Origin of the sequence: Oceanirhabdus sp. W0125-5 (assembly GCF_027938815.1) — a bacterium.
Lineage (GTDB): Bacteria > Bacillota > Clostridia > Clostridiales > Clostridiaceae > Oceanirhabdus.
On sequence record NZ_CP115913.1, the window covers coordinates 960559 to 981901 of the forward strand.

Annotated in this window: 12 protein-coding genes; 11 read left to right on the forward strand and 1 reads right to left on the reverse strand. The window is 27.8% G+C overall.

Annotated features, from left to right (window positions below; genetic code table 11):
• The first annotated feature begins 48 nt into the window (after positions 1–48).
• Positions 49–1398 carry a phosphoglucosamine mutase gene (gene glmM, locus OW730_RS04770; RefSeq protein ID WP_271227926.1) on the forward strand — a complete coding sequence of 450 codons (1350 nt, stop codon included), beginning with the start codon at positions 49–51 and terminating at the stop codon, positions 1396–1398.
• Positions 1399–1435: 37 nt separating this feature from the next.
• Here glmM and OW730_RS04775 read toward each other — a convergent pair whose 3' ends face one another.
• Entirely contained in the window at positions 1436–2434 is a 999-nt protein-coding gene (locus tag OW730_RS04775; RefSeq protein WP_271227927.1) for a DUF5050 domain-containing protein, read from the reverse strand.
• A gap of 86 nt (positions 2435–2520) precedes the next feature.
• Between OW730_RS04775 and OW730_RS04780 the strand changes: the two genes are divergently transcribed.
• The 10 genes from OW730_RS04780 (at position 2521) to OW730_RS04825 (ending at position 21220) form a co-directional block, all read left to right on the forward strand.
• Positions 2521–2673: a hypothetical protein gene (locus OW730_RS04780; protein WP_271227928.1), complete on the forward strand. Its 153-nt coding sequence runs from the start codon at positions 2521–2523 to the stop codon at positions 2671–2673.
• Positions 2674–3021: 348 nt separating this feature from the next.
• Entirely contained in the window at positions 3022–4848 is a 1827-nt protein-coding gene (gene glmS, locus OW730_RS04785) for a glutamine--fructose-6-phosphate transaminase (isomerizing) (RefSeq protein WP_271227929.1), read from the forward strand.
• A 1015-nt stretch (positions 4849–5863) separates the two neighbouring features.
• On the forward strand, positions 5864–8962 hold the full coding sequence (locus tag OW730_RS04790) for an SIR2 family protein (protein WP_271227930.1): 3099 nt from the start codon (positions 5864–5866) through the stop codon (positions 8960–8962).
• A 411-nt stretch (positions 8963–9373) separates the two neighbouring features.
• Complete coding sequence (locus OW730_RS04795) at positions 9374–10321, forward strand: TnsD family Tn7-like transposition protein (RefSeq protein WP_271227931.1); 948 nt, start codon at positions 9374–9376, stop codon at positions 10319–10321.
• Between the two features lie 102 nt (positions 10322–10423).
• Complete coding sequence (locus OW730_RS04800; protein ID WP_271227932.1) at positions 10424–11218, forward strand: TnsA endonuclease N-terminal domain-containing protein; 795 nt, start codon at positions 10424–10426, stop codon at positions 11216–11218.
• Between the two features lie 17 nt (positions 11219–11235).
• Complete coding sequence (locus tag OW730_RS04805) at positions 11236–13371, forward strand: Mu transposase C-terminal domain-containing protein (RefSeq protein ID WP_271227933.1); 2136 nt, start codon at positions 11236–11238, stop codon at positions 13369–13371.
• A complete protein-coding gene (locus OW730_RS04810) occupies positions 13368–15080 on the forward strand; it encodes an AAA family ATPase (RefSeq protein ID WP_271227934.1) in 1713 nt (570 codons plus the stop codon). Before OW730_RS04805 ends, OW730_RS04810 begins: the two co-directional genes overlap by 4 nt.
• 24 nt (positions 15081–15104) lie before the next feature.
• Positions 15105–16874: a TnsD family Tn7-like transposition protein gene (locus OW730_RS04815; RefSeq protein WP_271227935.1), complete on the forward strand. Its 1770-nt coding sequence runs from the start codon at positions 15105–15107 to the stop codon at positions 16872–16874.
• Between the two features lie 620 nt (positions 16875–17494).
• Positions 17495–20197 carry an N-6 DNA methylase gene (locus tag OW730_RS04820; protein ID WP_271227936.1) on the forward strand — a complete coding sequence of 901 codons (2703 nt, stop codon included), beginning with the start codon at positions 17495–17497 and terminating at the stop codon, positions 20195–20197.
• Complete coding sequence (locus OW730_RS04825; RefSeq protein ID WP_271227937.1) at positions 20198–21220, forward strand: ComEC/Rec2 family competence protein; 1023 nt, start codon at positions 20198–20200, stop codon at positions 21218–21220. It begins immediately after the preceding gene.
• Positions 21221–21343: the final 123 nt, after the last annotated feature.

The window sequence follows — 21343 nt, forward strand, 5'->3', positions numbered from 1 at the left end:
GTTTTGATAATGATAATAATTAATGGTTTATATAGAAGGAGAGACGTTATGGGAAGATTATTTGGTACAGACGGTGTTAGAGGAGTAGCAAACAAAGAGCTTACATGTGAATTGGCTTTTAAACTTGGAAAAGCAGGGGCAATTACATTAACTGATGGTGCACATAAACCTAAGATAATTGTAGGAATGGATACTAGAATATCTGGGCATATGCTTGAGGCTGCATTAACTGCAGGGATACTATCAGTTGGAGCAGAAGTGGTAAGTTTAGGAGTGGTACCTACGCCAGCAATAGCTTACTTAGTTAGAAAATATAATGCTGATGCAGGAGTTATGATTTCAGCATCTCATAATCCTGTAGAAGATAATGGAATAAAATTCTTTAATGGAAACGGATATAAATTAAGTGATGAATTAGAAGATAAAATTGAGAAGCTTATTGAAGAGGATTTTAAAGGAATTGAGTTGCCAATAGGTGAAAATATAGGTAAAAGCTATTCAAAAAGCGATGCAATTGAAGATTATGTTGAGTTTGTTACAGGTACAATAGAGGGTGATTTAAAAGGATTAAAGGTTGCCTTGGATTGTGCGAATGGAGCTGCATATAAAACTGCTGTAGAAGCATTTAGAAAATTAAAAGCAGAGGTTTTAGTAATTAATAATGATCCAGATGGAATCAATATAAATAAAGATTGTGGTTCTACTCATCCAGAGCACCTTAAGGAATATGTAGTAAGTAACAAATGTGATTTAGGGCTTGCTTTCGATGGAGATGCTGACAGATGTGTAGCTGTAGATGAAAATGGAAATGAAGTTAATGGTGACTTCATACTTGCTATATGTGCACAGTATCTTAAAGAAAAAAACAAGCTATATGATAATACAGTTGTTGTTACAGTTATGAGCAATATGGGATTAGATATTGCAATGGATAAAATAGGAGTAAAATGTGTTAGAACAATAGTTGGAGATAGATATGTTTTAGAAGAAATGAAAAACAAGGGATATAGACTTGGTGGAGAGCAATCAGGACATATAATATTCCTAGATCATAACACAACAGGTGACGGATTATTAGCAGGGTTACAGTTAGCAACTATTCTTAAGAATAAAGAGAAGAAGCTTAGTGAGTTAGCATCAATTATGAGAGAGTTGCCACAAATATTAGTGAATGCTACAGTACCAAACAATATGAAGGATATCTATATAAAAGATGCTGAAATAGCAGAAGAGATTAGAAAGATAGAATCAGCTATGAATGGAAGAGGTAGAGTATTAATCAGACCTTCAGGAACAGAACCGTTAGTTAGGGTTATGTTAGAAGGGGAAAATCAGAGTGAAATTGATAAATATGCTCATGAGTTAGCAGAACTTATTGAGAAAAAAGCAAAGTTATAAAAAAGCACCCTCGGGTGCTTTTTTTAGTTGAGAGTGTCTAATTCAGTTTAAGCCATTTAAAATCCATAGGTCTCTTAGCATAATCATAATATAGCCAATTACCAATAATATTAATTTTATATGCGAAGTCATCTGATATTTTTTTCATAGCAGAACCATCTAAATTAATTCTATAAATACCACCATTGTTTATATCGGTAAAATATATGTGCTTTTTTGTGATATTTACCCATGAAAGTGCTTCACTACTAAATATTTCTTCTCTACTGCTTCCATCTAAGTTCATTTTGTATATTTTATCATCAGCTAAGTAATAAACTAGGTTATCAATAATAGTTGGAAAATGGCAAGTATTATCTGATATTTTACTCTTTCCTGAACCATCAACATTTATTTTATAAAGACCATTTGATGTGTAATAAATCCAATCATCTTTAACGAAAAATTTGTCAGCCTCAGCAGTATCGTCACAAAGCTTAAATGTTTCGTTGGTAATGATATTTAGTCTGTATAATTTCATATCATTTATATTTTGATAATAAATAAAGCCATCCACAACATGTATTTTGGTAGCTTTCTGATCTGAAAGCTGTTTTCTATCACTTCCATCAGTTTTTATTCTATATATATTACTATCAGAAATATAATAAATGTAATCTCCTATTACATTTATAGAAAGGGAATCATCATCACAAATTTTTGTCTCCTCAGAATTATCTACTCTCTTTTTATACAATGAATAATTTATATCCTTTTTCGATATATAATAAATCCAGTCTCCCTGAATAGAAGCAATACCAGAATTATTAAGATTTGAAATTGAGTTATTTGAAGCTAAGTCATTTACCATAAGAGTTTCTTTTGAAATTTCTTTCTTCTCGTGAATTGTAGATTCTTCAGAAGTATTTTTATCATTATGAATCTGAGTATTTGTGGCTTTTGATGGAGAAGCTTGTTTACTGTTTGAATTGCATGCTGTAACAGAAGCACAAATACTTATTGCTAGTATAAAAGTGAAAATTTTTTTAGATAACATTTATGTACACCTCTTAATTAACTAAGTTTTTAAATCTCATAGCACGTATTGATTATAATAATTTAATAAAGATAAGGGGTTACAAAATGGTTACTAATGGTTACAAAGTAGTTACTTGTACATGTGAATTTATATGGTTTTACTTAATTAAAAAAAATGTTCTTATTAGTAATTTTGTTACTAAAAGTAATGATGAAGAAGGTATTGTTTATGCACTTCAAAGGTATTTAAGCATATAATATATATGTAGAGAAAAATGTTAAAAATTTGAAAATGCAATAAAAGTAAATTGAAATAATGTTTGAAAGGCTTTATAATAGAACTTGGACTCATATACAAGATTAATAAAATATGGAGGTGAAAATTAAAAAGTATATTAATAAAAGCTCCTGGAGTCGGTAGCATACCGACTTGACGCGGAAGGGATTTAGCGAACAATTCGGAGGATTATCCCACGGCACAAGTGCTGTCGATAAAGCTGGCAAAACCCAGAGGTGACTTTGGTGACAAATTCAGTGAAGTACTAATAAAAAGTTAATCTTTTATGGTGTCCTTAAAAATAAAATATTGAAAGGACGTTATAGAATATGTGTGGAATAGTAGGTTATTTTGGTAAAGAGAGAGCAGCAGAGATTTTGGTAGATGGACTTGAAAAATTAGAGTACAGAGGATATGATTCAGCTGGAATAGCAGTATTTCAGAATGGAGATATTGATGTAATCAAGTGTAAGGGTAGAATCCAAAATTTAAGAGATAAGCTTGAAAATGAAGAGATGAGTGGAGTTAAAGGTATTGGTCACACAAGATGGGCAACTCATGGAGAACCATCAGATTTGAATGCACATCCTCACACTAACAAAGATGGATCAATAAGTATAGTTCATAATGGTATCATTGAGAATTATATGTATCTTAAAGAGTGGCTAGGTGGAAAAGGGTACGAGTTCTTATCAGAGACTGATACAGAGGTTATTCCAAACCTTATTGATTACTACTATAATGGAAATCTTTTTGAGGCTGTAGTTAAAGCTACTAACAAGATGGAAGGTAGTTATGCTATTGGAGTTCTTTGTAAGAATGAACCTGATAAGATGATAGCGGTAAGAAAAGATAGTCCACTTATTGTTGGTAAAGGTGATGGAGAAACATTCATAGCTTCAGATGTAACTGCTGTACTGAAATATACCAGAGATGTTTATTATATTGATGATAATGAATTTGCACTTATAGATAATGATGGGGTTAAGATTCTTAACGAAGATGGAAATGAAATTGATAAAGAAGTCAGCCACATCACTTGGGATGCATCAGCTGCTGAAAAAGGTGGATATGAGCATTTCATGATAAAAGAGATTCATGAGCAACCAAAGGCACTTAGAGACACAATGACTTCAAGAGTTGCTTTAGGAGAAGATGTTAAACTTGATAACATCCAGATTACTAAAGAAGATCTTGAGAGAATTAACAAGGTTTATATAGTTGCTTGTGGTACTGCATATTATGCAGGAGTTGTAGGAAAGTATGTTATTGAGAAGATGGCTAAGATATCTGTAGAGACAGATGTTGCGTCAGAGTTTAGATATAGAGATCCATTGATTGATGAAAATACACTTATGATAGTTGTAAGTCAATCAGGAGAAACAGCAGATACTCTAGCTGCGCTTAGATTAGCTAAGAAAGCAGGGGCTAGAGTTATGGCAATCACTAATGTTGTTGGAAGTACAATCGCTAGAGAAGCAGATGATGTATTCTACACATGGGCAGGACCAGAAATAGCAGTAGCATCAACTAAGGCGTATGTAACTCAGATGGTAGCTTTAGATATCCTTGCATTGCATCTTGCAAAGCTTAAAGGTACAATCACTAAGGAAGAAGGAGAAGAGTTCAAGAAAGAACTATTAGCTCTTCCTGAAAAGGTTGAAGATGCTCTTAAGCATAAAGAGGTTATCCAAAAGTTCGCATCTAAGAACTACCATGTAAAAGATATGTTCTTCTTAGGAAGAGGCGTAGACCATGCAGTAGCATTAGAAGGGGCTCTTAAGCTTAAGGAACTTTCATATATCCACGCTGAAGCATATGCTGGAGGAGAGTTAAAGCATGGACCAATAGCTCTTATTGAAGATGGTACACCAGTTGTTGTAATAGCAACTCAAGAGAAGATTTTTGATAAGATGGTAAGTAACATTAAAGAGGTTACTACTAGAGGTGCAGAAGTGCTTGCATTTGCAACAGAAGGGCATGAGGAAATAGAGAAGTCTGTTAACTCAGCTTTATATGTTCAAAAAACTCATCCATTATTAACACCAGTGGTTTCAATCGTACCACTTCAGTTGTTCTCATATTATATGGCACTTGAAAAAGGTTGCGATGTGGATAAGCCTAGGAATTTGGCTAAATCTGTTACTGTTGAGTAGGGTTAAAAGAAATTGAGAGTTGAGATGTAGTTGGTTAAAAAAGTCTTAAACTGTTTAAAAAACTCTTAAACTGTGTAATAAAGTTGTAAACTGAAATATTAACATTAAATTTTAAATAATTTTATAAATACTATCAAATATTGTGAAATAAAAGCTCGTAATCAGATAAATCGATTACGAGTTTTTTATTTATGGATATTGTCAAAATATTTACATAGAATTCAATCAAGAGTAAAATAGAATTGTATTTAGAAAATATAACTTAGAGTGAAAATTTAGGTATTTATTTTTAAATTTAATAAAGTTAAAAATTAAAAAATTAAAAAATAAATAAAAGTAGTTTTTGTATTAATTAATAAATTAATATATTACTATAAAAAGGAGCCTTTAAATAATGCATAATATTTATGTTGAGGATGTATTGACAAAAAATCTCTTTCGCTGTAAAAAAGATCTTCTGAATAAAATAAAGTTTTTAGTTAATTAAGGCTACGTAATTTAGATTAAAAATCTAGTTATGTGTCTTTTTATTTTCATGATTTATAGTAAAAAATGAATATAATAGAAAGTATAAACAGATAAAAGCCTGTTGAAATATAGATTTAAGGTGCACACAACCGCTATAAGTTAAATATAAAGTATGAAAAATCAAATGGAAAAACGAAAATAGAAAAGAACAATTATTGACCTAGAACCCCTAATCCATAATTCTCGAAAGTGAATGACTTTTTTACTGGAAAATCAATAATAAAAACAGAAATTGAAGGAAATAAGGTATAAAGTAAAAAGTATAAAGGCGTATGGAAGTGAAGAATAGAGTCAATTATTGCTGAAATAAGAAAGAGGTGAAAAGATTAAAGAATTTAATGTAATGAGAAAGGGTGGAATCAAAAGAGGATATAACCATTGATTATATTTCACAAAGTTATAAATTAAAACAAAACAATTGAGAGATTTATCCAATCGAATTATAATGTTAATGAAGAAAATTTGTTTAGTAAAAAGGGGGCATATTTTGAAACAAGTAAATCATAATATAAAAAAAATAAGAGAAGCTGTAGATGCTGGAAAGTTAGTAATGTTTGTTGGTGCAGGTGTTTCTATGAATTCAAAGTTACCAAGCTGGTTTAAACTTATCCAAAAATTTTCTAAATCTTTAGGAATAGAAACTAACTCACATATGACAAGTGATGATTACCTTAGAATTGCTCAATACTATTACAATGAAAGAGGAAGAAAAGAATATTACGATGAAATATATAATATATTCGACAAAAAATGTGAACCTAATTTAATACATGAAAAAATATTAAATCTAAATCCTAAGCACATAATTACGACAAATTATGATGACTTAATAGAGCAAGCTATTGAAAAAAGCAATCTTTATTATGATGTTATTTGTGAAGATAAAGACTTGCCATATGCTCAAAATAATAGGTTGCTTATAAAAATGCATGGTGATTTAAAAAGAAAGAATATAGTACTAAAAGAAGATGATTATCTATCATATTCTAATCAATTTAAATTAATAGAAACATATTTAAAGGCTCTGTTTGTCAATAATACAATAGTTTTCGTAGGATACTCTTTACAAGATATTAATTTAAAAATTATTATCAAATGGTTAAAAGATGTATTAGGTGAAGATTTCCAAAAGGCTTATATTTTAGATTCTGAAGATAATCAAAAGAGTCAGGTGGAAATGAATTATTATAAAAATCTTGGTATTAATATTATTAGTGTTGTCGATATAACAGAAGCATTTCAAAAAAGAGAAATAGTGAGTTTAGATGATAATAGGGGAAAAAATATTGTAAGATGCATTGATTATATTTTAGAATATGAAGGAAATATAGATGATGTTATTGACTATTTTTACGAAAAATTGTTGCCATTAGAAGAGTTTAGAAAACTAAGACTAAAAGATATATTTCATGTTATGGGTTTAAATTTTGGATATAATCTTAAAGGAAGCGATTGTATCCTAAAAACAGAATTTAATAATGAAGATTTTTATGATGCCAATATATTTACAACTTTAATAAAAAAAATCAAAGATGCTGATGAAATAGGAAAAGTGGAAAAAAGAGTAACTAAAAAGGTAGAGTATCTAAAAAAAGTTATGAATAGAGCTGGCATTGAAAATATTGATATTACAATTCGTAAGAATAATGGTGATGAAAAAATTTGTTACAAATTCCCACTAGATATTGGTGAATTAGAATTATTTAATACTCTAAAATTTAATAACTACATAGGCATAGAAAATTATGCAAAACAGACATTTAAATCAATAACTGTGTTTAGAAACAAATATTATAATGAATTACTACGAGCATATTCAAATTATCTTTTAAAGAGGTACGTCAGTGCATATGAAATTTTAAACAATTTATCTAGAAAGGCATTTAGAGATAAAGAGTATACAATTTTTTATATATGTGAATTTAATAAGCAAGATTTAGTTAAATATCTTAAATCATCACTTTATTCATTTTCTAATTTATTAGGAGAAGAGGCATATATCGAGCATATAAAAATGATAATTTCAAACTCTAATACGGAAAATAATGAAAGTGATTTAATTGAGATATTTTACTCTCTTCCTAAAAAAGATAGAGATATTGTTTCTTTTTTAAATGATATTTTATTTAATAATAATTATTTATATTCAAGAAAGATTGATGCAGATAATCTAAAGGAAAAAATAAAAGAAGATGTAGATAAAACATATATTGGTGGAGACCCATATAAAATGAGTAATATGCCTGAATATAAGCGACAAGTAAAAGAGTTTTGGGAGTGCACGCATAATTATTTTCTGATGATTGATGAATACAGAGATGTAAAAGAATACTATACGGAGTATATTGAAACCTTATTGAGAACTTATGATAGAAGCCAAAAGATAGATGATAAAGAGGAAGATGAAGATTGGTTATTTGGTGGTATTGAAGGAAGTGAGATGCCACTTCATGAATTTGATAAGTTTGAACTATTCCTCATGTCAAAATATGTAGAACCTAAGAAATTAAGAAAAATGATTGAGCAATACAATATAAAAACTATTAGAACCAAAATACCATTAGTCTATTTGGAGGGGATGTTTAAAAACATCATATCAAGTTATAATATTATTGAAAATAAAAAAATGTTGCTGAATTCCTTTATCAATATGATTTACATAATTTCTATAATACATTTTAAAGGATCAGATAAACTGAAAGTGTTTATCGATAATATTATTAATTTTATATCCAATAATCATACTGATTTAGAAATATACAGAGCTATTGATTATTTTATTGTTCAACAATATAAAAAAGATGAAACTATTATAAAAGATGAGTTTTTAAAGAAGATTATAATTGTTTTTGTTAAAAAAATCAACAACTCTCAATATAATAATGGGGGTAATGGAGGGGAATTAGAGACTCTTAATAATTCGAATTTAATTAGAAATTTATCTTATTTAGTAAAAAGAGCAGATGGCTGTTTAACAGTTGAAGAGGTTAATATAAACAGTTTAATTGATAAATCTAGATTTGGAGAATTTAAATCACAATCTTCTAAAATTTTAAGAAGATTATTTATTGAAATGTATAATCTATTTGATAAGAATATCCAATTTAAAATACAAAATTGGGTAACCGATGAATTAAATAATAAATTTTCAACTTCATTATATGCTGAAGCAAGGATAAGAGATATTATAGAATCTAATTATGAATTGGAGAAAAAATTCTATGAATCGATAGATAAAATAATACAGGAGCAAGAGAAAACAAATGGGAGGTCTTTTCCTGACCCTGTAAAGACTCAGATAGGATATTTGACTAATCTTGTTTATAATAAAAAACTAAATGATATAGAAGCACTTAAAAAGTATAAAAATAAAGATAATTTGTTTGATTTGATTTTATCAATTGAAGATTTTGATTTTGAAAAATTTAAGTTGAATTGGTTATTGAGTTTAAATGAAGAGTTCATTGTAAAATTAAAGTCATCAAATAGAGCAAAAGATAATATTAAATCAAAATTTATAAAAGCAATTATTAATGACGATTTAAACAAAGAACTAAAAGAAATTTATTTTAAGCATTTTCAATAAAATATGGCTATTATTCATTAAACCATAATACTTATCACTATACTAAGTATTAGCAAAGTATTTATTTGGCTGTAAAAAAACTCTGCGGAGTAAAATAAACTTGTTTGTTAAGGACACGTAATTTGGATTAAAATCTAGTTATGTGTCTTTTTTACTATCATGATATGGTAGAGAAAAAAGGAAAGATAACGAGAGTTAGGAGATAAGTGGGATATAAATAAATTTCTTGAAGAAAGAGGGTTTAAAATCACAGAAGTATAATTTATAGAAAAATTAATTTTAGTATTAACCAACTTCTTTAAAGAGAAGTTGGTTTTAATTTTATTGCAAAATTTTAAAAATCAGAGTTTCTTTTTTAGAAAAAATTAATTAATTAGGTTAGAAAAGTTAATAATATATTGGGGTGATTCAATGATAAGTATATTACCACCATTGTATAAAGATGAAATAATATTCAATTATTTTGGGAGATATCATAATATTTGTGGAAATAATAGTTCAATACATACATCAGAAGAATTGTTTGGAATAAAGCTATTGAATAAATCAATTTATCATCCAAGAAGATTAGATTATTTTTGTTCAAATTTTCATAGCGACCAAGATATAGATAGTGACTATATTATCGAAAACCATACAATTTTTCCGTTTTTCAGACCATTTTTAAGTGATGAAAAAAAGTCTACTTGTATTAAATGGCTAAAAGAAAAGTCAACAGGTGCACTTAAAACAATGATGGGAGCTAATGCTGAAAGTATATTAAATAAGAATATTATTAAGATATGTTCTGAGTGTTTTGAAGAAGATCTAGAGGAAAATGGAGAAGCTTATATTCATAGAATACATCAGATACCAGGATACTTATATTGTATTAAACATGAACTTTTTCTAGATGAAATTAATGTAGAAGAGATAGATGAAAAGCTTATTAGAAACTTTTTTGATATTAATGATTTAAAATATACCAACATAAAAAAAGAGAAGATAAAAAAAATAGATAGTCGGTTACTTAATATAATGTATGATATTAAAAGAATAGTTAATAATGAATTACCTGAATTAGATCAATTGAATTTAGATGTTATCAAGAAAAAATATGAATTGAGAATTATTAAGAATAACTATACAAATAAAGGGAAAATAAAAAGAAGAGACTTATCAAATGATTTACATAAATATTATTCAAGTGATGTGTTATCACAACTGGAATCCAACTTTGACCCTAGTTATGGAGAAAATTGGATCTTTAAGCTTGTTAGGAGAAATAATTGCGTGTGCCATGTTATAAGACACTTGTTATTAATTAATTTTTTATTTGGAAATCTAGATAACTTTTTATCATTTAAAGTAGAAAATTAACTTTTGTAAAAGTACGATTCACAAGAAGCTCATGCATAAATTTAAGTAAATGGGAAATAAATCATAATATATCTAATTCGATTAAAGTAAGGGGTATAGCATATGGCTAGACAAAGAAAATCAGATAAACAAAGATTAATTGAGAGACGAGGAATTGGTACTTGTGAAGAATATAAGCCTTGGCTCAAAGTACATGAATTTTCTAGTGAAGGTTTAGCATCTAGGGTTATGGGTTGGAAGATAAATCGAAAATATCAGCTTATGTCAAAGTTGGAGAGGGAATATTTTTTCTTAGCTCAATGGGAAGATAATGTTGTTGACATAAGGGAGCAGTTTCCATTATTACCTATTGAAGAAACAATACTTATTGCTAAAAAGCTAGGATATAAACATCCAACTAACAGAAGTATAAACAAAGAAATTGTTATGACAACAGATTTTGTAATTACCTTAGAGAAAAATAATGAAAGATATGATATAGCAAGAACAATAAAACCTTCATCAAAGTTGACACCTAGAGTAAAAGAAAAATTTCTTATAGAGCAGGAATATTGGAAACGAAGAAATATTGATTGGGGAGTAATAACAGAAAAACAAATTGATAAAGTGAAAGCGAGGAATATAGAATTTCTTTATCAATCATTTTTTTGGAATAAAAATATTCATATTACGAATAATGATCTTCAAAAATTAATTTCACAGTTCATATTCATGTTAGAGGTTAATCAAAGTGACATAAAAAAGACTGTAAGCGAGTTTGATATATTAATGAATTGGGAAGTTGGAGAAAGTTTATCATTTTTGAAGTATCTTCTGGCTCATAAAATAGTACATACTGATTTGAAAAAAGATATAACAAAATTATGTAATGGATCAGTTAAAATTTGGGTGGAGTAATGGAGGAATAGTATCTTATGGAGCTATTAAGAGTTAATGATGTAATAAGCAACATAAATGATGAGTTTGTTGAAAGAGTATTATGGTTAGATAGAAAGTTTGATTTTTGTTATACGATAGATATGAATAGTAAAAATCTAAAGATTAATAATAGATGTCTTAGCAATTTTGAAGAAAAAATTCATATAGGAGAGAATATCATTCTAACTCAATATAAGCATGAGGGAATAAAAATGAAACATGAGTTATCAAAATCTACTGAGGCATTGTTAAATAAATCTTGGGATGCAATAAAAGATATCGTATCTACAAAGAATGAACCTCAAATATATGAGTCAAAATATAGATCTGAGCTAGTTAAAAGTATTGTATGTAAAAAAAATATTTCTAAAGCTACAGTATATAAGTATTTAAAGAAATATTGGAGAAGCGGCAAGTTAAAGATGGGTTTAATTTCAAATTATGATAAGTGTGGAGGACCAGGAAAAGATAAAATATTAGGTGATAAAAAAGTAGGAAGACCTAACTATATATCAGCTGTTGAGCCAGAAAAGGTTGGAATTAATATTAATAATGATATTAAGAAAATATTCAAAGTTGCAATAAAAAGATATTATGAGAATCACAGAGAAATATCTTTGAAGAAAGCTTATGACCTGATGTTGATGGACTTTTTTTCTATAGAAGATGAAGAAACATTTGAAGCAAAAGTAATTGATGCACATAAGATTCCAACATATGAACAATTCAAGTATTTTTATTATCAAAAATATAGAAATATTAGAATTGAGAAAACAAAGAGAAAAAGTAAAAAAGATTATGAATTAAACTATAGAGAACTAACTTCAAATTCTACACAGCATTCATATGGTCCAGGATACAGATATCAGATTGATGCAACTATTTCACCATTCTATCTGACTAATAGATTGAAGACTGGAGGAATAGGAAAGCCAGTAGTATATTTTGTTATCGATGTCTTTAGCAGGATGATTGTTGGAGTATATGTAGGAGGAAACTATCCATGCTGGGAAGGTGCTGCAACAGCGCTTTACAATTGTACTGAGGATAAAGTTGAGTTTTGTAGTAGATATGGACTAGATATATCAGCTGAAGAATGGCCTAATTCTACATTACCTCAATATTTATTGGCAGACAGGGGAGAACTAGCTGGTAAGTTACCTGAAAAAATCATAGAAAATCTAGGTGTCGTACTAGAAAATACTCCATCATATAGAGCAGACTATAAGGGAATAGTTGAAAGGAACTTTGGTGTACAAGAAGCAAAATTAAAGGCTTTGTTGCCAGGAGCTATAGAAAGTGATTTTAGAAAAAGAGGGGGAAGTGATGCAAGAGAGGAAGTAAAAATGAATCTTATTGAATTTACAAGATCGTTATTGAGAACCGTAATTCATCATAATAATCATTTATTAACAAGTTATCCGTTACAAAAAGAAATGACTGAAGATGATGTTTTAGAAATTCCAAGCGAAATTTGGAATTGGGGAATAAGAAATATTACAGGTAACCTAAGAAGCATACCTGATGATTATCTTAAATTAAATTTAATGAGAACAGGCATATGCACAGTCAGCAGCAAGGAAATTAGATTCTGTGGGGTAGGATATGAATGTAACTTAGCAAGAGTTGAACATTGGCATGTAGAAGCACGGTCAAAAGGCACATGGAAAGTAAGAGTAGTATATGACCCCAGATATCTAGACACAATTTATATTGTGAATCAAGATACCTTTGAATTTGAAAGTTGTACATTGAAGGAAGAATATTCAATGTTTAGAAATAAATCAATGGAAGAAATAAAGTCCTTTATTAAAGAGAAAAAAATCAGAGATTTAAAATTAAGAGATAGAGAAAATAATAATAATCTAAAGTTAAATATGGGATTAACAAAAGATGTAAAAGAAGCAGAAGTCGCATTTAATCAAGCTCCAAATTCAATAATTGACTTTAGAAAAGATATTAAGAGAAATAAAAAAAGTGAAGGAATTAGAAGTAACAAAGAACAAGCGTTTTTTATAAAGAATCATTTTAACGATAGAAAAGTGGATATTAATTCTAACATTGTGGAAGACACCTTTTCTAATATTGTTGAGCAAATAATTAATATTCAAAATGATGAGGAGTTAATATGAGCAAAATTTTTAGGGAATATGTTAATGAAAATTCAATAGAACAGAATTATGAACAGAATCAATATGAATCTTATGGTGATGGAAAATTTAAATTTAAAGAACATATTAAAGCGAGATATATTGAACAGTCAGAACCTGAATACAAAGGAAATATGCTAATAGAGGCCTTGCCACCTATATACAGTATGACACAATCAGTAAAGATTATAAACGAATTGCCGTATTATTCTGATAGTGAACGGTTGAGGGACAGAAACTATAGAATTCATGCTACTTTAAGACTTAAAAATCTTTTATATGTATTTTCAAAACATTTCTTGATAGAAAAAAGAATTTCTTTATCCATTAGAAATGGTTATAAAGAAAAAAATATAATTGCTCCAAATTTTATTAAAAGAACTTTGAAAAGAGAGGATAACCAGTATAATGATTTTGAGCAGGAAAGTAAGTATAAATGTATTAGAAGTAACTGTTCAAGCGATGTACCAGGACTTACTTTAGTGGGTATAAGCGGAGGTGGAAAAAGTATTGCTATAAACAATATACTAGCAATGTACCCACAATGTATTGTTCATAATAATTACAAAGGAAGCAGTTTTTTATTTAAACAATTAACATATATAAAGATTGATTGCACGTATGATGGTAGCATAAAAGGTTTATGTATAAGTTTTTTCAATGAGGTAGATTCAGTATTAGGGACTAATTATGTTAAAAAGTTTGGTAATCCAAGGAATTCTATAGATAGAATGATTAATAAGATGAAAAAAGTGGTTGAAAATCATGCTTTAGGAACATTGGTTATTGATGAGATACAACATTTAGAGCAAGCCAGAAATGGAGCCGAGAAAGTATTGAATTTTTTAACAACTCTAGAAAATGAATTGAATTTGCCTATTATATATATTGGAACTTATAAAGCATGTAATAAAGTTCTAGGAAGAGATTTTCGGCAGGCTAGAAGAGCAACAGGTATAGGGATAATTGAATGGGGCATTATGAAGAAAGATAAAGAATGGAAGAGTTTTCTGAAACACATGTGGAAATATCAATGGACTAAGGAAGCAACGGAATTAACAGATGAAATAGAGGAAATTATATATAAACATTCAATGGGTATAACAGAAAGGATAGTAAATTTATATATCGCTGTGCAAATACAAGCTATAATTTCTGGAAAAGAACAAATAAATGCAAAAGTAATTGAAGAGATTGCAAATAGGTATATGCCACTGACGAAGCCTATGATCGATGCACTGCGAACTGGTGATTATGTTGAATTAGCCAAATATGAAGATATTAAAGCTTTAGATGTATATAAAATGTATAAAAACTCAAAAATTAATCAGAAGGAACAGGAAGAAATTAAGAACTTCATGATGAGCAAAGAGTTTGAAATAAACCTTAAAAGAGAAGACCTTAAAATGAAAATTATGCAGCCTATTATAGAATTTGAAATAATGAGTAAAAAAGAAGCTAGTAAAATTGTTGATTTGATAATAGATGAGTTTGGAATCGAGATGGGAATAGAATTTTTAAAAAAGCAAGTTGGTAAAAGAATAATGGAGTCATCGAACACTGACAAGTATAAACAAGATGAAGTTTGTGTTAAAAAGACTAAAAGAGAAAAATATAGAGAACCTTATGAAATATATTCTGAATATGAGAAGAACGGAATAATAAAAAACCCTGAGACAGATTTTGAGTAGAAAATAAATGATAAGGAGAATAATATGTTGAACTTTTTTCCACAGATATATCAAGATGAAATATTATATAGTGTTCTAGGGAGATATCATATGTTATCAGGAAATAATAGTTTTAAAGATACCATAAGAGACATTTTTGATAAAGATACATATATTCCAACAATAGAGTTTCCATGTAATTTAAGCAATTTAGGAAATTATTTGCCTTATGATGCCGAAGACATAATCAAAGGACATACTTTACTACCCATATACTTTCCATTTCTTCCAGAAAAGAGAAGGATGAAGATTGTAGAGAATATGAAAAATGGAACAGGTATTGGAATAAAAGCATCGACAGGTTATCTAGCTGGAAGTTTGTTTAAAGTCTCAGGCTTGAAATATTGTCCAAGATGCCTTGAACATGATATAAAGGAATACGGAGAAGGTTATTTTCACAGAATACATCAAGTTCAAGGAGTATTTGTATGCCATAAGCATGAATGTTTTTTAGAAGAATATCCAATTAGATTATCTGAAGCAAGTAGAGTAAGTTTTTTAAAATTTGATTCAAGTAAAATACTTAATTCGAAAATAAAGGATATTGAAAGTGAGAAGTTGAGAATATTTATTGACATTGCTAAAGCAGTTGAATATTTACTACAAAATGATCTGAGTAGATTTAATCAAATCAAGTTACATAAAATGTATATGGACATATTAGAAGAACGTGGGTACTTAAGTTACTCACGACGAGTGAAACAGAGGCTGATCTATGAAGAATTTAGTTCTTTTTACAATAAGGAAGTTTTACAAATGCTTAATAGTGAAATTGATTACTATAGTGAATTTAACTGGTTAAAAGTAATTTTACGAAAACCTAAAAGAGTAGTTCATCCAATAAGACACATTCTTTTGATTATTTTTTTAAAAGGTAATATGGAGAACTTTTTCTGCATTATCAGAGATAAGAAATTGGTTAAGAGAAAATACCCATGCTTGAATCCGGTTTGTAGAAATTATAGAAAATTGGTTATTAGTAAGTGTGAAGTAACAGTTGATTATAAAGTTAAAGAAAAAATAGGTACGTTTTATTGTGAGTGTGGATTTGTTTATTCGAGAAAAATTAAAGATGATATATACAAAATAGGGAAAATTAAGAGATTTGGATGCGTATGGGAAGAAGCGTTGAAAAAGCATATTTTAGATGGGAATAGATCAATTAGGGGCATAGGAAAGTATATGAGATGCGATCCTAAAACGATTGTTAAGTATGCAGATAAATTTAATCTAAAGCATTTATTGAATACGAAAATGGATATAAAGTGGGAAGAACCAAGTAAAAATATATTGAATAAAGTTAATGAAGAAGAAAACCAAAATCAGAGAGCTAGTTTTAAAGCTAAAATTCATGTGAAGAAAGCCAATAATATTCAAGAGTTAAGTAAGATATCTGTATGGGACAAAAGAGACAATGAAATTTTATTAATTTTAGAAGAAGAATATGCTAAGCTACGAGAAGAAAATGAAATGAGAAGAGTAACAAAGTCTTTATTAGGTAAAAGAATAAATAAGTTAACTACTCTAGAAAAGAACTTAGATAAATTACCTAGAACTAATGAATATTTAAACGAAATATTGGAGAGTATTGAAGATTTTCAAATTAGAAGAATAAAAAAGGTTTGTAAAGACATGATAGCAGAGGGGGAAGCTTTAGTAAGGTGGAAGATAATAAGGAGAGCAGGATTGAGAACTGGATTTTCTGAGTATGTAAATGATGTGATTGAAGTTAATATTAATAAATCTAATTATTAAAAAAGAGTAAATCAGACTTTTATGGTAAATATCCAAATAGATATTATAATTTAAGAAATAGACAAGAATGTATAAATTTATTGATTATTTAAATATGGAAAAATTAAAAAGTATCAAGTTTAACCATAATATGAATATTATATTATTAGAATCTTAATCAAATGTAGTGTAAAGCGAAGTTGTTAATAAATCTTTGTTATAAGTAAACAATGTAATACTAATGAATGAAATAACAGTAAATAAGCTAGTTGATTGAGTTTAAATTTGATAGATATAATATAGAAGGCAAGAATAATTCGTGTAATTGTAAAAAGTTATTATCTTGTTGTAATAGAACGAATTATCAAAATAATACTATTAAATGTTAGTGTAAAATGATGCTAAATTCTTTCATTAATAATCGTGGTTTAATAGCTGACCAATGAAATCTATTATTGAGTATATTGCATCAGTAGTTAAAACGAAATCACTTTCATTTATTTTATATTTATCAATATTTTATCTTATTTGGTAAATGTTTTGAATAATTTAAAGACATATTTATAGAAATAACTAGATATATATTGACAAATAATATAAAATGGTATATATAAAGAAGTTTATATGTTGGAGGTGAAATAATGAATAATAAGAGTGAATTATTGGATATTATAAAAAAGTCTTTAAATAAAATAGGATATGATAATGAAAAAATTATAGATGAGTATCCTATTACCACTAAAGATGAAAATGTAATTTACTTTGATTTTATTGCTTTTGGCCATAATAAAATTCAAGATACATCAACCTCCTGTATTACAGTAAAGTATTGTGAAGATGAAAGAGAAGAAAATAAGATAATTGAAGATGCTAAATATTCTGCTTCTCCACTGTTAATGATTTCAAAAAAGAAAACTGTAGGTTTATGGAAGCTAGATGTTGAAAAAAAATCAGATAAAATAATCGAGTTAAAATATAATGATTTGGGAAATTATTTTGCTGAAAACAGAGTTAATTATGATTATTCAAAAATTGTATCAGCAAAATATGAAAGAGAACAATTGAGCTTTTTTAATACAAATAACTTATTTCAATTTGCTTCAAAAATTAATTGTGAGTTACTTGGTAAAGAGTTCAAAAAAGCAATATTTAGTGTTAGAAAATTAATTAATCAAGAAAAAACTGATGAAATTGCGGATATAACAAGTATAGTTATGCATGTAATAGCTGCTAAAATATTAAATGATAAATTGGTATTGAACAAAAGATTTACAGATATACATAAATTAATAGCTGTTCTTTCAAAACAATATGGAGATTATTTTAATAAAGAACATTTGTACAAATATGGTAATGAACTAATAGATACAATAAATGATAGTTTTAGTAGTGAGTTATCATATAGAAGTATAGATAATAAAATATTAGGTAATTTTTACGAAAGTACATTATTTGAAAGCGATGAAAGTAAGAATAAAAAGTTAAAGAGAGAGTTTGGTATATATTATACACCAAGTTGTATTGTAAATAATTTGATGAAATCAATGCCTATAGAGTTAATTGACTTCAGAAATAGATGTGTATTAGATGCAAGTTGTGGATCTGGCAGTTTATTAATAGGAGCATATAAAAGATTAAAAGATTTATTGCCAATTAATATGCAGGAAGAACTGCAACATGAATACTTGACTGATATGATTCATGGAATTGACATAGACAGATTTGCATGTGAAGTAGCTAGGTTAGAATTACTATTAAATAGCATCCCTTATGGAAATGGATGGAAAGTAGAAAGTGGTGATTTTCTTAAAATTAGTAATAGGAGTTTGAGACCTAATATAGTAATTGCTAATCCGCCATATGAAGAGAAACGAAAAAATACTTTGACAGAAAAGGCAAGTGTATTTTTAGAAAAATATATTGATATCTTAGATCATGAGGGATTAATAGGAATAGTATTACCACAAACTTTTTTAACTAAGAAGAGTAGCAAAAATGCTAGAAAGAAGCTTTTGCAAAATATACAGTTACATGAAGTATGGTTATTACCTAAAGGAATATTTGATACTAATAATTGCGCAACTACTGTAATCATAGGAAGAAAACAAGATAAAATAGAAAATAAATCATTTAAGGCTAGAATAGTTGTTCAAAAGTCTACTGATATATTTAAGAATACAGGAAAATTTGATTTTGAATTTTTATGTGATTCTCAAATTTCATTTTTAGAAAGCAAGAATTATCAAATAATAGTTTCACCAGTAAAGAAACTAATAGATAAGCTAAAGAATAAGAATAAATTAAGTGAATATGTAGATGATACACAAGGGATACAAATACCATATGATAAATACCCTCTAATATCAGATGATTATAAAGATGGATATTCAAAATATTTTAGAAATGCAAGACAAGGAGTTTCTAGGTATAAATTTGATTGGAGTAAACAAAAAAAATCTAGATATATATATTATGATCCTGATAATCTGGTCAACATAAAATATACAGGTAAGAATGATAAAGGATTAAGACTTAGAGGTGAAAAACAGAATATATTAAAGAGTAAGAAGGTTGTAATACCTATAAATTCAACACCAGGAACTTTCTGGAGGATAAAAGCTGCGATAGATTATGAAGGAATATACCCTAGTCATTCATTATGGTGTTTTGTACCCAAAAATGAAAATATAACATTAGAGGTTATTGTGGCTATATTAAATTCAAAAATAACTAATTTATATTTAGAAAATGTAAATTTAGAAATGACATTAAATAGTAATAATTTACGTGATATCCCGTTCCCTGATTTAACAGAAAAACAAAAAGAATCTATAGCAAGATGTGTTAAACAAATAGAAAATGATATTGAATCTGAAGAAAACATGAAGTTGATTGACGATATATTGTATGAAGGATTTAATTTGAGTGAAGATGAAATTAAATGTATAGAATCATATTATATTAAATTTACTTCAAGTAAATGTCACATACAAAATCAAAATTATGTTGAGTCAATAGAAGTTACAGGGAAAGTTTTGGACATAGATATAGATAATAAAATAATTAAGGCTAGTTTTGTGGAATGTGAAGAGGAAAAGTTCATAAAAGTAACAAATGAAATTCCAGGATGGCTATTAGCAGAACAGGCTCCATTTGTTTGCAGAATGCCAGAGGAGGATTTTTATGAAGAGGAAATAAGTATAATGAATGTTAGACCACTTCAATATACTTATTTAAATGATCAAGATTATCAGAATCTAATTATTAATAAGTTTAATGATTATAAACCTCATAGAGCTGATAGAAAAAAATTTCAAAATTATTTTTTAAAGGAGGAGGCATAAATGAATGAGTCATCTCCTTTAAGAATTGCTTTTTTAGATGTTGGTCATGGGGATACTATTGTTATCTCAACTGTTGAAAACAATATTACGAGAGCAATAATAATTGATTGTAATGATGCTATTAAAACTAAAAACTATATTTTAGAGGCGGGTATACAAGTAGTTGATTATATAGTTATAACTCATTTACATCGAGATCATTATAAGGGAATTAATACATTAATTGATTTATTAATAAGAAACGATATTGAAATTAGAAATGTATGTTGGGAAAAAGATAGATATTTACGTTCTGATGAAGAACAAGTAGGCAAGTATAATCTTTTTACTAGAAGATTAAATCAATATCACATAAATAAAAAAATAAAGTATGTTCCTAAAAGATTTGATAATGATAATTATAGAAGACTTGATAATGAATGCATAGAAGAATTTAGTTGTCAAATAATATATCCTAATAGCTTTGTAGCTAATTATTGGGACGATAGTAATATAAATAATACTTCTGCTGTAGTACAAATCCAATATAATGGCTTTAAAATTATACTTCCAGGAGATTTAGAAGGTGAAGGATGGAAAATGTTAGTCAGCGATATAAAAAATCTAAAGTGCGATATTTTAAAAATGCCACATCATGGTGGATATTTTAATGGTACTGGTAATGCATTATCTACAGGGGAAGTCATTGATTGTACAAGCCCTAAATTTGCTATAATATCTACTGGGCAAAATGATAAATATAATCATCCGTATAAAGAAACTATACAATACTTAGCAAGTAAAAATATAAATATTATATGTACAGAAGTTACAGATTTATGTGCTAAAGATAGATTAGATAAAAAAGAATGTATCATGGCACAGTTAGGAAAAACATATAAGCTAGGGGAAAAGAAGTGTCCATGTGCTGGTGATATAATATTTGAAATAGATGATGATATAAAGTTAATCCCTAATTATAAGATACTTAATAATATTAGAAGTAATTTTAATAATAGATTGTGTATGGATATAAAAAAATAATTATAGTTAGAGTACAAAAGTTTAAAGTATTAGAAAAATTTTATGTACTAGTGGAGATATATACTAAAAAATAGATAGATATTATTTTGCTTTTATAAGGATATCAAAATATTAGATTAAAAG